The sequence below is a fragment of the Bacillus sp. PSXD-155 genome, from assembly GCF_049310765.1.
Taxonomy (GTDB): Bacteria; Bacillota; Bacilli; order Bacillales; family Bacillaceae_G; genus Bacillus_A; species Bacillus_A cereus.
In genome coordinates this window covers 50958-66624 of record NZ_JBMOWC010000025.1, presented here as the reverse complement: position 1 = coordinate 66624, position 15667 = coordinate 50958, and the positions used below count along the sequence as shown (strand labels likewise).

Genomic DNA, 15667 nt, shown 5'->3' with positions numbered 1-15667 from the left:
ATCCTTTCCTCCATTGCTATTATTTTTTGTATGACTTTTCCTTTTCATTTACATGTGGGATTTATTTATGATTTACGTTTTATTCCTATTATATTAGTTTTTCTATATGGAAATACAAAAAACATTATTTTTATAGGAATTTTATATCTTTCTTATCGGTTTTACTTAGGCGGAAATGGCGTTCTTCCATCATTTATTATCTTCACTATTATTTTTGGTATAACAATGCTCTTTCGTTACCTATTACCTATATATGTTAAAGAAAAAAAAGTATTATTAAGCTTACTACTTATTTTAGTATGTACAACTTCACTTTCCATTTGCGGTATTGTAACTCAAATAAATACAGGAGGGAAAATAGACTCTACTCTCATAGAATTTTTATTAAATTACATAATCATTAATATTTTCACAGTATTATTATCAGTTTATTTAATAGAGGGAATGATTGAGAAATATAAAATGAAAGAAAAACTGCAACGGGCTGAAAAATTTTATATAGCTAGCGAACTAGCAGCGTCAATTGCACACGAAATCCACAATCCACTAACCACGGTACATGGATTCACTCAATTATTAAATGAAAAACATGCCTCTAAGCTATCTCAGGATCAATACTTAGAAATCATGTTAATTGAAATGCAGCAAATACAATCTACTATTAATAACTATTTATCTTTAACCAAACCACTGAATACCCTAAAAGAGAAAATAAATATTAATCACATTTTAAATCAGGTGAAAGATACTGTTTCACCACTCGCTCTATCATACAAAGTTGAAATCAAACAAAATAGTACAGATTCCTTTTATATAAATGGGGACCCCGAAAAATTCAAACTCTGTCTAAACAACATCATCCAAAATGGAATTGAAGCTATGAAAAATGGTGGATTATTACAAATAAATATACAAAAAGTAAAAGGAAATATCATAATTGATATTATTGATTCAGGAATTGGGATGTCATCTCAACAAATAAAACGAATTGCTTTGCCATTCTATTCAACAACAGAAAAAGGAACTGGGCTTGGTACTATGATTGCTTATAGTATTATTAAAGAATTAAACGGAGATATAGAGATAGAGAGTAACTTAGGTCAAGGGACACGCTTTTCTATTAGTATCCCTTGCTAATGTGATAAAAATTTTCTGTTTAGTTAATTACATAAATGAATTTTAAGAACCCCACTAGCGCTAGCTAGCTTACTTATTAATTATCTTAAATTTATGTGTTTTAATTAAAAATAATAAGGATCAGAGCTTATCTATTGCTACAGATACACTCTGATCCTTTAGTTTAATTCAATTAAAAACACTTAATATTTATAACTTTTCTTACATCGTGATGAAATACTAGTTCATCGATTTTATTTCGTTTACTGATTAGATTTATTTAATGTAAATATAATATCTCGCGACACTTAATTTGTTATTATCACTAGTGACATTTCCTGCAGTTGTTTTTTCATTAAAGTACAGACCTTGTGCCATTCATTGAAAAAGACAACTCCCCTTTTACTACTTCACTTCCACCGTATAATTCCCTGTTCCACCACCATATTCATACACATGTAAATAATACTTCCCTGGATACGTGTAGTAACTACCTACTAGTTTATTCCCTTGTTGCTGAGCATACGTAACATAATTATTTAAATCTGCTTCAGAATAAAGTACCCAGTTCATTCCGATATTATTTTCATTCGTTACGTTAATTTGAAGATTTTTAGCAGTCTCCACATTAATTTCAAAGAAATCACTTGTATCGCCATTTCCTAAACTAGCACGTAAAACTTGATTTAACTGCAGTTTGTTTGCTGTTTGGAATGAGTTATTCGGTTCTTTTTCTACACTGTTATCTTCTTTCTTTTGAACAGTTACAGTCGCTGTAGCAGTATTAGTTGCTCCTTTATCGTCTGTTACCGTTAATTTCGTCGTATACGTTCCTTCTTTTGTATATACGTGAGTTGGATTTTGCTCATTACTTACTGCTCCATCACCAAACTCCCATTTATACGAAGTAATTTTCCCGTCTTCATCTTTTGATCCGTCGCTTTTAAATGAAATTGCTTCATTTACATTTCCACTATACGGACCGTTTATAACTGCAACTGGTGCTTTATTCTCTGCACCTTCTTCTGTATTAATACCGTGGAACACAACATCATATTCAAATTGTCCTGATGCATTCACGCGATAATTTACGAAGTATGCTGTTACTGTTTTATAGCCTGTCCATTCCTTTGCACTTAAACGTTTTAACGTATCATTAACGTTTTGTGTAATTGTTTTCCAATCTTCATATTCTCCTTTTGCTGCGGTTCCTGTATATGTACCTTGTAGTGTGAATGTATTAAAGAACTGTGATTTATTTTTCTTCACTGATACATTTTTCAATTTTGCTTCCGCTGTTATTTCTGCTGCAATATCTGAAACTGGCTTCGATGCATGATTCGCTAAATAATCGTCTGATACTAATGGCACATTATATTTCTCACGATTATCAACTAGCATTTGCATATAATCTTGATATTCTTTATTTAAGTTCGCATCTTTACTTAATGTAGAGCGATATGCATCATATGCTGTTACATCATTTTTCCTAATAAGATCATGTATTTTATCGAACATATCATATCTCTTATTGTAAATATACGATTGTAAAGCAAAGGAATAATTATAGAAATCCCACGTTCCATACTTTGCATTTAACGTTCGCTCTGCCGTATAACGCTCTGCTGGATTTGAAGATAATCCTCCTATAATACTCTTTCTCGGTACAACATTATCCGTTCTCGTTGCCCCTGCAAAAAATTCAGCATTCCCTTCTTCAAACCAAGATAATCTTTCATTTTCATATATTTTCCCTTGTCCCCATAACCCTGGTACTTCATATCTACCTTGTAAATAATGCGTGAACTCGTGTCTGAATAATTCTTCTAAACTATAAATACTTTCTTCTGGCGTACGCTCATAAGTAAAGAACGTACCTGTTCCTTCTATATAAAGACCACCGTTATTCGTTTCATAACCGTACAATTGACGATTAAATTGATATTCTGCTGGGCTATTATAAATAACCATCGTTAGTACATCATCAGGATTTCCTTTTTCTAAAGGTTGATCACTTTCAACCGTACGATGGAATTGTGCCTTCACTTCTTTTGCCGCCCAATATAAACGTTTTACTTTTTCTTCTGTCACTTTATCTCCAGCTTTTAAAACAATTGCCCCATCATCAAACGTATACGTTTTTGGCAAATATTTTTTCTTTCCATCTTCTCTTATTTGATCTAAATTCACCACTTTACCATTTGCATCTTTTCCGCCATAATTCGTTGCGATTTGCTCAGCAGCTACGAAATATTGCTCCCCTAAATATGGATATATTTTCATCGCATCTGTTACAACTTGTAACCCTTTCGTTCCTGTACTATGGAACGTACCGAGTCTACCTGTATAATAAATGCCATTATTAATAAGCCAACCGTTTTTTGCTGTAATCGTTCCCATTAATGCAAAACGACTTAGTTCATTAATATAACTATCTATTTTCTGATACCATACTGTATCTTTCGGTGCTTTCCTCGTATCGTACAAATACGATTGAATGTCGTAATCAACACCTTGCATAATATCGTAAATAGCATTTCCAGCTGAAAGATTATCTACTAATGTAGAAAAATTATCATTATATTGTTTAAAAATTTTTGCAGCTGATGTTATCGTTTCCACATCACTCGAAGCGTTTCCTATTAACTTTCCGTATGATGATACCACTCTATTTTGCTCTAATGTACCCAGCTTGAAATTTGAATTGTTAGCTATCGCTTTTAATGCAGGTAAGCATTTATCATGATAACTCCGTTCATTTAATTTACTAAGTTCCGAATTATAAAATCCTAAATAAAATCCTGAACGTAATACCTCCACTAATGTCTCAATCCCTTTTGAATCATCCTTCGTATAGGCTTGTCCTTGCTGCTTCAATTTATCAATAATCGCCTGCATCCTACTATCATTTTGATAGAATGCTAGACTGTCTGTATTAAACTGAAATAGCCCCGTAATTTGCTCCCAATCAATTGTTACAAGTAAATCTACTAACTGCTGATTGCTTAATTGATTTAATTCAGCAATTGTATAAGTTTTCGCTACAGCTAATTGCTTACTTTCTTTTTTCACCTCAGGTGGTCTTTGTGATAAATCGGCAAATTGTAGCCTTTTCTTAAAAGACTTGCTTTCGAGCACTTTCGATGAATGAGCTAATTCTTGTACTGGTAGTTGTACACCGACTGGCTCCATTTTGAGCACATTTCGATAAGAAACTTGCTCTCCCTTAGTATCTTCTGCCAAACTGCCCCCTTGAAAACTCCCTAACATTAAACTAGCAAAACTTACCCCTACTAACATTTTCTTTGAATAGCCTTTCATGCTCTCCCCTACCTTACATTTTTAGTGTCCCGCTCCATTATTTTACTATTTTTACTTTTTGTCCTGTATTGAGAAAAAATAAGGTAACGTTCACACATATATTCATTTCATGTAAAATTAACGCTTGACTTTCCGTGCATTTTATATCAAAAAAGATAGATAATAGCAAAATTCCTGCTACATCTATCCTCGTTTTCAACACTATGATTTTAACTTTATAAACGTAACTTCCGGTAATGTTTGCATATGCTGAATAAACTCATTCTTTTCTTCTGACGATATATTTTTCAGTTGCATCCCTACCTTATAAACAGTTTCTGTACCTTGCTGTGAAGCTTCCACCTCATATGAGAGTATTGGGATGCCTTTCACTTGTAGTGTTTCTAATATTTGTTGTACCGCTTCATGTTTATTTACAAACATTTGCACTGTTATATTTTGTGGAAATAAAAATTGCACCTTAAAAATACGACTTACAATTTCTAAACCAATTAAAACGAGAATCGTCGCTCCAATGCCTACTACATACATTCCCGCTCCAATTGCTAATCCTATGCCGGCAGTAGCCCATAAACCAGCCGCGGTCGTTAATCCTTTCACCGCCTGCTTTTGAATAATAATTGTGCCTGCACCTAAAAAACCAACTCCACTAACGACTTGTGCTGCAATCCGACTTGGGTCTAGAGACGTATGCTCTTCATACACAATATCTGAAAAGGCATATTTTGAAACAACCATTATTAACGCACTTCCTACCGCTACGAGGAAATGAGTCTTTAATCCAGCTTCTTTCGATCGAATTTCTCTTTCAATACCAATCATTGCTCCTAACAAGCCAGCAACACCGATTCGTATAATAAAATCAAAATCTACACTCACGGGCCTTCCCCCTTTCATTCATTATAGATAGATAAAACAAAAATTATCACAAACATCCATTTATCAATATGAAAGAATACCACTAAAATACACTTAATACTCCGACCGTTTTATGTTAATATTTTAAATATTAACACGAAATAAATAACTCCTAATTTTAAACCTTCACTAATTTTCTAAAAAACCAAAGGTGGATTACATGAAATTAGGTTGAAAAATTTTAGAAAACGCTTTCATTTTGTGTCATAATTTTTTATAAAAACTACATAAATAAAGGAGCTTACTAACAATGAACGTCTCGTTACTTACACCTACTACTGATTTACAAGAAGAATACTTAAATTTCTATAACGAATGGAAAGATAGCGATGAAACAATGATCCCGTGGGTTATCTCAAAAAATCCTGCCAACTTCCCAGCTATGGTTCAAGAACTTCTCGATGCGCATAACGGAATAAATATCCCTGAAACTTGGGTACCAGACTCTACATATTGGCTTGTTACAGATGAAAATAAAATTGTGGGAGCTGTTAATATACGTCATAGTTTAACCGAACATTTATTTAACGCTGGCGGTCATATTGGTTATGGCATTCGCCCTTCTGAAAGAAGAAAAGGTTATGCTACGAAGTTACTAGCATTATCATTAGAAAAAACGAAGGAATTAGACATCACGAAAGTACTTGTCGTTTGCGACGCAGTGAATACCGCTTCTGAAAAAACAATTTTACATAACGGCGGGATTCGTGATGATGATTTCACTGAGGAAGATGGGAATATAGTAAGAAGATATTGGATTGAGCTATGAATGATCACAAAGAAGCGAGAAAGTGATTATACACTTTCTCGCTTCTTTTACACTGCTTCTATTTCAAACTGCACTGTAATACCACTTGGATCTACCACCGCAAACCCATTTGTAGTTTCATTTATTTCATGTTGTTTTTCTATTAATCTTTCTTTCACTTCGTCTAACGCTTCTTTATGCGGTAGTACAATAGCATATACCTTTAGTCCAGTTGCATGTACTGGTGGGTGTGGATTGTTTACTCCGTTCCACGTATTTGCACCAATATGGTGATGATATCCCCCTGCTGAAATAAATAAGCAATCCTCTTCACGTTGTTGTACTTCAAAACCTACTGTTTCCACATAAAATTCATGTGATTTCTCTACATCAGCTATTCGTAAATGTACGTGCCCAACGACAGTATTAGCAGGCAAACCAGCAAACTCATAATCAACGAGTGTTGCCAATTCTTTTAAATCAAGTGGTGTACTTCCTCCTGGCCCTTCTCCCCATTGATCGCGCGGACGGTCTGCATAAATTTCAATACCATTCCCCTCTAAATCTTGCAAATAAAAAGCTTCGCTATATGTATGATCACTTGCACTATTAAACCTTGAAATTGGTAAAATTTCATTTGAATATGTATAACGCCCTTCTTGCTCAGCCGGGCTGTCAATTACATTCTTATTACGAAGAACCCCAAATAGCGCAGAAGCAAAAGCTTCACGAGTCGGAACTAAAAAGGCTACATGATATATACCAGTCGTACGCGGTTCTTGCAGTACCCCTTCCTCTAACTTTTCAAGAACAAGTAACGCGTTCTTTCCACCTTTTCCAGATAAATATGCTTTATTTCCCTCTTGCTTAATTACCTCTAAGCCTACAACATTTTCATAAAAAGCAATTTGACGCTCTAAATCTTTCACTTTAAATTCAACATGACCAATACGTGTTTTCGGATGAATTTGTACCATGAATAACTTCATCTCCTTATCCCTATATTTTCCCATTACATATAACCGTTACTATGAAGGATACAACTAAAATCATCCTATGTAAATAAGAAAAGTCAGAATTTACATGCATTTTTATTTTCATAATAAAAATGCCACCTTTTCTAACTTTTAGAAAAGGTGGCATTATAACTCTTATCTCATTTTATGTACTTCAGCAACTAGCTTTCCACCCTGAATGCCCATATAAAGCTTCACAGGTGCATCATTCGTATTTTCAAATACTAAATCTAAATATGGATATGCAATTGTAGCATCTCTTCCTTGTGGAACATAACCTACCGTTTTAGAATGTGTAGTTCTCTCCACCATTTTCAGGCCAGCTTGATCTGCTGCATTGTATAAAGTTGAAGATGTTTGACAAACACCACCGCCATATCCATCTACTAATTTACCATCAACTATTTCTTTCCCTAATTGATATCCTTTATCTGGTGTCGTATCACCGATTAATGAATTAAAAGAGAAACGGTCTCCTTTTGCTAACACAACTCCATTTATGCTCGCTGCTGACAAACGAATATTCTCAATACGGCCACCTGTTGAACCACCTAAGTTCGTTTCATATCTACCAATTACCGTACCATTTCCTTGCGCATCACTTAATGTTGCGACTGGTTTTTTCTCCACAATCGGCAACTGATACGTAGCATCCCACATACCAACGTTTAACAATTTATCTACTAATTCTTTTTCCATTAATTCATAAGAAGGTTTTCCTTCTTGCCAACTTCCATCAGGTGCTATACGTGAAGGAACCATTTTTTTGTCGACGCTTTTTCCAACCTCACCAACAACCTTTGTTACAGACTTTTTAAATTTCGCTTCATCTTCAAAATAGCCTAAACCAGATAAATCTAATTTTTTCACTTCAGTACCAGTTCGACCATCAACTAAACTAATAGTATCTTGTACTTCTGCTTTAGCCTCTACAGTGTGCCCACCAATATCACTTACCAATGCAACATCACTTACTTTTGCACCACAGCCACTCACTACAGCTACACATAACACCCCAACTAATATACCCTTTACTTTACGGAACAATATACTCTCTCCCTTTCCCCAACATCACTATTATGTATTTATTTCATTTTTATGTATGTTTTGTTACAATCATTTTACAATATGTTTATAAAATGTTACAAGTTATTTTTCACTCTATATAAATTACTCTTTTCTTTTATAAATGTCTATACATATTTACATAAAAGTTTGAGTTTGATAGAATTGTAACTTTTATGTAAACTCTCTCTTTTATCCAGTATATACCATCAAGCAAAAGAAATACAAATCAAAAACCCTCAAGCTATTTTTTATAAAGTGAAACTTTAATCAGTGGGGTCTTACTGCCCGTTAATGCGGGATAAAGAGAAATCCCGTCAACATAAATAGGTATTTGCCGTGCCACCGCTCCGCTTTTGCACATACATTATGGTGAATTCAACCTATTTTAAAGAAATGGAGGATGTTATTATGTATCCCTACAATCCATATGATCCATATAATCAATATGCGTACCAACAACCACAGTATGACTTACAAGCACAATATCAATCTTATATAGATCAAGCAGAGCAAACGAATCCATATGACCAAAATAGACAATTCCAACTTCCAATCTCTTTTCCTGGCACTGGAAATCGTCAATTAGAAAGACGCGTAAATGAGCTTGAACAAAGAGTACGTCAACTAGAAAATACAGTTGAGCGCCATACACGTAGACTAAACCGCTTAAACCAACGTTTACGTACAGTAGAAAACAGACTAAACATTCCATTCGCAGCATTAGAAGACGGATTTTAATCGAGAAAATAAAAATTATATAAGGAAGGGGCTCCCCCTTCCTTATATAAATTGACGAAAGTTTTTTCCATCTCTATACTGATAAGAGTTAATGAAATGAAACAAGGTGATAAATATGGATTTTGAAATAAATTATCTTTCCTTTTATGTTGTACAAGTAGAAGGAAAAGGTGAAGCAGTTGATAAACGCTACAAACATTTTCAAACTTTAGACGCTGAAGAATATGAAGATAGCTCCTTAAAAGAATTTTTGAATGGTGAGTTATTAAAAATATCGAAGCGAAAAGTAGAACGTCATGCAAAAACAGAACAAGCCCCAACAAAAATTGGTCGCTTTATTGTAGAGGAAGGGCACGAACTTGATTCAAACCCTCATTACAACCTTTTTAATCGTATTCGCTTTGCAGATACAAAGGACAACTTTAAAGATATGAGCGAACCTCTCGTTTATACATATCTTGACACAAGCGCTGTACGCGGTGGTGTATTTTTAATTGCTCAGGCAAAACTACGCAAATACTTTGATGACCCATTCGTATTCGTAATGAAATGCGACTTCGAACCAAAGGTTGCTTCTATTTCTGATGAATCCACACTGATTCGTAACGTTGAAATGGCCATCACAACAAAGAATATGAAATCTATCCAATACCCATACATGCCTGAAGAAGGTATGGTTGAAGTAGGCGAACTAAAAATACACCAAGCATCACATGCCCGCTACTTTGAAGACTTCTTAAAATTCGTCGAATATGAACGCTCTATGCCTGAAATTATGAAAACACAAGTAATGGACATGGTATACGACCAAATTGAAGATGTATTTGAAGAAGGTACGGAAGAACGCGAACAATTCGACCAAGCGATGGAAGTATGGGCTGCCAGTCCGAAACGCGAAATTATGGAACAATTTTCAACCGAAGAAGTAATGGAAGCAACCGCTCAAATCGTCGAGCATGCTCCTGAAGTGGAATTAAAACTAAAAGCCGATCATATCTCTGTGAAGGCGTTGCTTGCGGATTTCGGGGATCAAATACATATTGCGAAGGTAAATGATCGATATGTACTTATGATTGAAGCAGACACACTTACATTTGAAAAAGGCTTCTCTCCTATTGAGTTTCTGAAGCCGGATGAGCTGCAAGATGTGATTGAGCGGATTGAGAATAAGCAGCAGTATTCGTTTGACCCGAGCGGTATTGAATAAAGTGAAACTTTAATCAGTGGGGTTTTGTTCATCCCCCACTAATTATTAACCCTCACCAATCGGGCTTTTACGGGATAAATACTTCCATATAACTGTTGTTACTGGGCGCTTTTAATAAGCGCTCTTTTATTTATATTAAAAACCGATTCTACTAAGAATCGATTTTTCTGCTTTATAATAAAACATGTTTATTTTCAAATTTTTTTGATGCAAGATGACATTTGTTGCAGAATCAAATACATCCCTTCCTTGTTATACAAGCTTATTTCCATTAGAAATATCTACTTCAATATTTCTAGTTGACCAAGTCCTTCTATAAGTTGTTAAGATGCAAATTTCACTTTACTACCTCAAATTTATTGTACTCGTAAAAAGATAATTGAAAACGATATTCCGGATGTTCTCTCACCCAATCGTAGGCTTCTTCTAAAATTTCCATTTTGTTTTGCAAGTCATTAAGTTCACTACATTCGTCCCTTTTCTGTTTGCACAGAGGGCAGAATCCATTCACTATTTCCGCACTCGTCGCCCTAATAGTTTTACTTTCTAAATCAACTACTAGACGAAGAATAACAGAATGCTCTTCTTTTGTAGTCACCTTCATTTCAGCAATCCGATCCTCATTCCAAAAGACACCGTTTAATTCCATCTTTACTGTGACATCTTTAATATCCAAGTCTACCACTATCACACCTCCCTTGTACAAAACTCAATCTTACTCTTCTATTTTAAACTTTAATACACCACAACTTAAAGAGATATTAAGTTTTTTCCAATCCTTCTTTACTATGAAAGAAAGTGTAGTTAATGCTAATTGTGTGGTAAATATTATCCAAAAAACTAAAACAGTTAAAATGTTAAAGATTGCTTCCATTAAACTACACTCTTTTCTTTATATATATTTTTATTTTATTAATACGGTTTAAAACTCTTATTACGTCTTAACACTCCCAAAGCAATTATAATGCACAATCACAACAACAAGTTGATGCCTATTTAATATCAATACGCTGTTATTACATGTATGTAGTTAGAGATGGAGGAGAAATTCATTTAACCTCTGTATTCTCCTCCATCTCAGCCAAATACCTAATCTGTCGTTCCGCTTTTCTCACTGCCGTACGAAAATGTTTTTTCAGGAGTTCTACTGTATTTTCACTTATATAATATCTTTCCGTTATACTTTCCCACGTGTCACTACTTTCAAATGTACTCCATTCAAAAGGGCGTTCTGTATTTTTCTTTAGTTCTTTAAACACCCATTTCCGCATCTTTTTTTTCGCTTTTTCTGTTAGTTTTCCGTTTTTTACAAGTTCAAGTTCACCATGTCTTTTGTATCGCTTATTAATATCTCTCTCGCTATACACTTTAAGAAGTATATTTGCTGTATTTTCGGCATCTGCTAAAGCACGGTGCTGTTTCCCTTCCCACGTTAAAGCGAGCTGTTCTACCGCAAATTGTAAACTTGGCGTATGTTCAAACAATTCCTCATATGCTTGGAAAACAAATTTTTGCAAATCAATTCTACTTTCTTTTTCTATAATGGGGCATTCAACACCATGTAATGTACAATCATGAGATAGAAAGCGATAATCTTCTTTTCCCCATGAAACAAATATAGAATCTTCTCCGATAAACTGAATAAATTTCTCTATAATTTGAGGGAATTTGTCTACAGCCATTAAATCTTTCTTCGTAATACCGGTTAATTTTGTTGTATGACGAGTTAATCGTGCACTTGGTTTTACTAACTCCGAAAATTCTTCAATTATCTTCATTGTACCTATTTCTATTTTTACAGCTCCGATATCAACTATTTCTGACGGATCTTCTGATTTATACGGTCTGAAATTCCTCTCAATATCAAACACAATGAAATGTGTAGCGTTTTTCAATTTATTTACCTCTTTCTAAATTCCTTTTTCACACAAACACTCTATTTTCAGTATTTATTTATTCATGTACTTTATACAAAAATACTACGAATAAATAAATGAAAATTCAGTCTTGTTATGATATGTAAGTAGGAGGATATCTATAAAAATGCAAAAAAAAAGAAGGGCGAGCCCTTCTTTTTTCAAAAATTACTTCTTGTTTACGTTAGTAGCTTGAGGTCCACGGTTACCTTGTTCTACTTCGAAAGTAACTTCTTGACCTTCTTCTAAAGTTTTGAAGCCTTCGCCTTGGATAGCTGAGAAATGAACGAATACGTCTTCTCCGCCTTCAACTTCGATGAAACCGAAACCTTTTTCTGAGTTAAACCATTTTACTTTACCGTTTTGCATGAAAAAAATCCTCCTACAATGTACCTATATGTACATATTCATTTTCAACCACCTTACAATAATAAGCCAGATATTAAAAAACTGCAACCCCTGAGGAGATTTAACATTGCTATCCTCCTCGGAAGTTACAGCTCATTTAAATCTCTATATTATTAAAAGTAAAATGGTTTAAACATACTATATCATATCAATATAATAAAAGTAAAGTTTTTTCTTAAATTATTTTTTGTTCCCACTGCATTGCTTTTAATTCACCTGATCCAGCTACTACATAACCATCTTTTTGATTAACAATGCGCCATCCGTGCCCTTTAACTGAATCACATACTGTAACAATACCTTCGTCAAGAAGTACACGGCACACACTACTAATACCCGCCTTATTTTGTGTTGAAGTTGTATATAAGACATGTTGGTCTACACTTAAGTCTAAATAACTACTTGCTTTCTGCTCACTTTGACATGTATGCCAATATATTTTTTCACTCGCAATACTGTCATCTATTTTACAATAAGAAATATTCCCGCTAACTCCCTTGCACGATCCACTTGCCGCTACTAAATAAGAATTGTGTAAAGTCAACGCAGAGATCATTTGATTCATCGTAATTTTAATCCTCTTTAATTTACGTGTCTTCAAATCAAAGAGCCAAACACCACCATACTTAGCATGTATTTTCGTACCAATAAATAAGTAATGTTTATATAAAAATAATGATCGAATAGACGGTGCCGCACTGCCATACTCAAGAAACGGATGAATAGTCTCCCATGTCGAACCGAAATTATTAGAAAGATACAGCGTTTTTTCTCCATGAGCAACAACAGTTCCTTGTACATTGCTACATACATTCCAACTTGTTGCTTTTGTTGGAAAACGCTGAATTGTCCAGTTCTCTCCACTATTCATACTACGAATAAAAATCCCTTCGTCACCTACACCATAAACTACATTATCTTCGCTATGTAAATCCCTAATTCGTTTTTGAAAACCATTTAAAATTCGTTTCCATTCTCCGTCTTGTTCAACAAATAAGCCATTATATGTAGTAGCTAACAACAGTTTTCCATCTCTTAACTTTGTAATAGCAGTTGCACTTAACATCGTCTCCACGTTGACACTCCCATTCTTAGAAATTCTCAGCAAATGCAATTGCAAAATTACTGCATTTTTCAACATCCTCTTGATCTTCTGGAGCTAATTCAATTTTCAGCCCTTCTTGTACAAGCTCTGCACCTCGTTCTACAAGGCGTTCTTCAAATATCGTTACCGCTTCACAAAACAGTTCATACGCCGTATCACCTGATCCGAATACCGCTACCTTTTTCCCAGCTAAATCTATATTTTCTAAGTCCTCATGAAAATCTTCTGCTTCAAATGGTAATTCACCATCGCCCCACGTATAAGATCCTAAAATGATTCCATCATAAGCTAATAATTCTTCAGCATCCATGCCTTCCATCTCTTGCAATACTACTTCATGATCAAAAGCATCTAAACTAACTTTAATTAAATCAGCAATACTCTCTGTATTTCCTGACATACTTGCATAAGCTATTAAAATTTTTGCCACTTTGGCATCCCCCTCTAACAATAAATGATTCTCATTCTCATTATATTAATAATGAGAATCAATTTCAATTGATTTTTTTCTACTTTTATTTACATTTCACATTACTTATTTCAAATAAAGTGAAACTTTAATGAGTCCTCACCAATCAGGATTTTTCAGACAGCCCACAAATAGAGGAATAAATAAAAAAAGCACAGATGACTATACAATCATCTGTGCTTTTTTATTACTTTTTAAAAATACCAAAAGGCTTCCCTACTGGTAAAACAACTTTTCCGAAGTGTGTGTTTAACACTGCTGCTGCTGAACCATAGAAAGATAATAATGAAATAAGAAGTTCAGAATATGCTGCTAAATTATGCATTGCGTGCGGCATAACACCTAAAGTACTTAATGAAAGACCAATAAATAAGAAATCAATAAGGACGAAGATCATAAATAATACTTTATGTGTTTCCATTGCACCAATCGTCATAAAGATTGTGAAAATCAAATATCCGATAAAGGCTACACCAAGCTGTTTTGAATCTGCAACTTGTGCTAATTTTTCGCCAAATACTCCAAGTTGAATTAACCAAGTCATTCCAACACCTAACCAAAATAGGCCGTACGCACCAAATGCTGTCGTACCGAATGTATTGTTATGCTTTGCATCGTGAATGCAAGCAAAGATTTGTGCAAATCCTCCTAAAAAGATTGCCCATGGTAATACAAGTGAAACGCCATCTGTTAAGCCTAACTTTTGAGATGATGCTACAAGTGTTACCATCGCTAATCCAAATAGACCAATTCCAGATGGATCCGCTGTTGTCATTTTCACATGATGTGTAGTAGTTTGATTGCTCATATAAACCTCCTGATTATAAACATACTCGAATACAATACTTAAATCAGAAGCCTATGTCAATGGTTTTTTTTGTATGTTGTCAGACGTTATATTTTATAATAATTAAATATATTTCCGACCACTTCATAAGGTTTTATATTCACTTTTTCCAACTCGTTTATCGGTAGCCATAACGGAATATAACTCCCTCTACCTTCCCGCTGAAATTCCTCACCTGTTCCGCTTCCGAACACTCCGCCTGTAATATAGGCGCCATAATAATATTCATTTCCTTTATATTTTAACTTTGCAATAAGGTGCTCCACTTGTATATATACCCCTAATTCTTCGTATACCTCTCTTTTCGTTGCTTCTTCAGGCGTTTCACCTTCCTCAATCCCTCCGCCAGAAAAAACATAATATGTTTCCTCTTCTCGAATACGTTTTATAAGAGCGATTTTTCCTTCCTGTACAATGATGGCCGCCCCGCGATTTCTTATCATTTTATTACCTCAATACGAATCGCAACTGTTCCCCACTCTTTTTCTTGTTCTTTCGTATATATTTTGTATGTACTTTCTAACATTTCCTCTAAACTATCATTTTCACAATCCAATAATTTTTTATCAATTTGTTCATACATAGATTTAAAGCTCTCGTATCGCTTTATTTCCGTTACTTTTACCGTCATCATTTCTGTTGTCGTAAGATTCGTAAATACGATTTCATCGTCTTTGTTTATTAGTTGACGTTTTTTATCGTATAGGCGTACTTCATATACTTTTTTCCCTGATTGAATTGACTGAAACGGTTTATTATATAAACCCATTTCGTATCGCATACATCCCAC

At 34.4% G+C, this 15667-nt stretch carries 16 protein-coding genes; 4 read left to right on the top strand and 12 right to left on the bottom strand.

Annotated features, from left to right (window positions below; all coding sequences use genetic code 11):
* Positions 1–1137 (top strand): ATP-binding protein (locus ACO6VI_RS22620; RefSeq protein ID WP_422424130.1); only part of this gene is annotated, 1137 nt, incomplete at its 5' end.
* Between the two features lie 384 nt (positions 1138–1521).
* Here ACO6VI_RS22620 and colA read toward each other — a convergent pair.
* Both colA and ACO6VI_RS22610 read right to left on the bottom strand, forming a co-directional pair.
* Positions 1522–4437, bottom strand: a complete 2916-nt coding sequence (colA, locus tag ACO6VI_RS22615) for a collagenase ColA (protein WP_161520192.1) — start codon at positions 4435–4437, stop codon at positions 1522–1524.
* A 201-nt stretch (positions 4438–4638) separates the two neighbouring features.
* Positions 4639–5316 carry an MgtC/SapB family protein gene (locus ACO6VI_RS22610; RefSeq protein ID WP_000109730.1) on the bottom strand — a complete coding sequence of 226 codons (678 nt, stop codon included), beginning with the start codon at positions 5314–5316 and terminating at the stop codon, positions 4639–4641.
* Between the two features lie 289 nt (positions 5317–5605).
* Here ACO6VI_RS22610 and ACO6VI_RS22605 point away from each other — a divergent pair, with 289 nt between their 5' ends.
* Complete coding sequence (locus tag ACO6VI_RS22605; RefSeq protein WP_161520191.1) at positions 5606–6124, top strand: GNAT family N-acetyltransferase; 519 nt, start codon at positions 5606–5608, stop codon at positions 6122–6124.
* A gap of 47 nt (positions 6125–6171) precedes the next feature.
* On the opposite strand, the gene ACO6VI_RS22600 is transcribed toward ACO6VI_RS22605, so the two are convergent.
* Positions 6172–7080, bottom strand: coding sequence for a VOC family protein (locus ACO6VI_RS22600; RefSeq protein WP_161520190.1), 909 nt, complete (start codon positions 7078–7080; stop codon positions 6172–6174).
* A gap of 174 nt (positions 7081–7254) precedes the next feature.
* Positions 7255–8166 carry a VanW family protein gene (locus ACO6VI_RS22595; protein WP_000488980.1) on the bottom strand — a complete coding sequence of 304 codons (912 nt, stop codon included), beginning with the start codon at positions 8164–8166 and terminating at the stop codon, positions 7255–7257.
* A 429-nt stretch (positions 8167–8595) separates the two neighbouring features.
* Here ACO6VI_RS22595 and ACO6VI_RS22590 point away from each other — a divergent pair, with 429 nt between their 5' ends.
* Together ACO6VI_RS22590 and ACO6VI_RS22585 are read left to right on the top strand one after the other, a co-directional pair.
* Positions 8596–8925: a hypothetical protein gene (locus ACO6VI_RS22590; RefSeq protein ID WP_000283711.1), complete on the top strand. Its 330-nt coding sequence runs from the start codon at positions 8596–8598 to the stop codon at positions 8923–8925.
* 115 nt (positions 8926–9040) lie between these two features.
* On the top strand, positions 9041–10132 hold the full coding sequence (locus ACO6VI_RS22585; protein WP_161520189.1) for a DUF3900 domain-containing protein: 1092 nt from the start codon (positions 9041–9043) through the stop codon (positions 10130–10132).
* 337 nt (positions 10133–10469) lie between these two features.
* Here the strand turns inward: ACO6VI_RS22585 and ACO6VI_RS22580 are convergent, their stop codons facing one another.
* From ACO6VI_RS22580 to ACO6VI_RS22545, 8 genes are all read right to left on the bottom strand, one after another.
* Positions 10470–10817, bottom strand: coding sequence for a hypothetical protein (locus tag ACO6VI_RS22580; protein WP_000227983.1), 348 nt, complete (start codon positions 10815–10817; stop codon positions 10470–10472).
* A gap of 364 nt (positions 10818–11181) precedes the next feature.
* A complete protein-coding gene (locus tag ACO6VI_RS22575; protein ID WP_161520188.1) occupies positions 11182–12027 on the bottom strand; it encodes an exonuclease in 846 nt (281 codons plus the stop codon).
* A gap of 189 nt (positions 12028–12216) precedes the next feature.
* Positions 12217–12417, bottom strand: coding sequence for a cold shock-like protein CspB (gene cspB / locus ACO6VI_RS22570; protein WP_001179150.1), 201 nt, complete (start codon positions 12415–12417; stop codon positions 12217–12219).
* A gap of 214 nt (positions 12418–12631) precedes the next feature.
* Positions 12632–13531, bottom strand: a complete 900-nt coding sequence (locus ACO6VI_RS22565; RefSeq protein ID WP_000449499.1) for a WD40/YVTN/BNR-like repeat-containing protein — start codon at positions 13529–13531, stop codon at positions 12632–12634.
* A gap of 16 nt (positions 13532–13547) precedes the next feature.
* Positions 13548–13991, bottom strand: coding sequence for a flavodoxin (locus ACO6VI_RS22560; protein ID WP_063548286.1), 444 nt, complete (start codon positions 13989–13991; stop codon positions 13548–13550).
* A gap of 226 nt (positions 13992–14217) precedes the next feature.
* On the bottom strand, positions 14218–14838 hold the full coding sequence (locus tag ACO6VI_RS22555; RefSeq protein WP_000070945.1) for an acetate uptake transporter: 621 nt from the start codon (positions 14836–14838) through the stop codon (positions 14218–14220).
* 86 nt (positions 14839–14924) lie between these two features.
* Positions 14925–15320, bottom strand: coding sequence for an NUDIX hydrolase (locus tag ACO6VI_RS22550; RefSeq protein ID WP_098840244.1), 396 nt, complete (start codon positions 15318–15320; stop codon positions 14925–14927).
* Complete coding sequence (locus tag ACO6VI_RS22545; RefSeq protein WP_001268359.1) at positions 15317–15658, bottom strand: ASCH domain-containing protein; 342 nt, start codon at positions 15656–15658, stop codon at positions 15317–15319. The genes ACO6VI_RS22550 and ACO6VI_RS22545 overlap by 4 nt, the downstream gene beginning before the upstream one ends.
* Between the last annotated feature and the right edge of the window lie 9 nt (positions 15659–15667).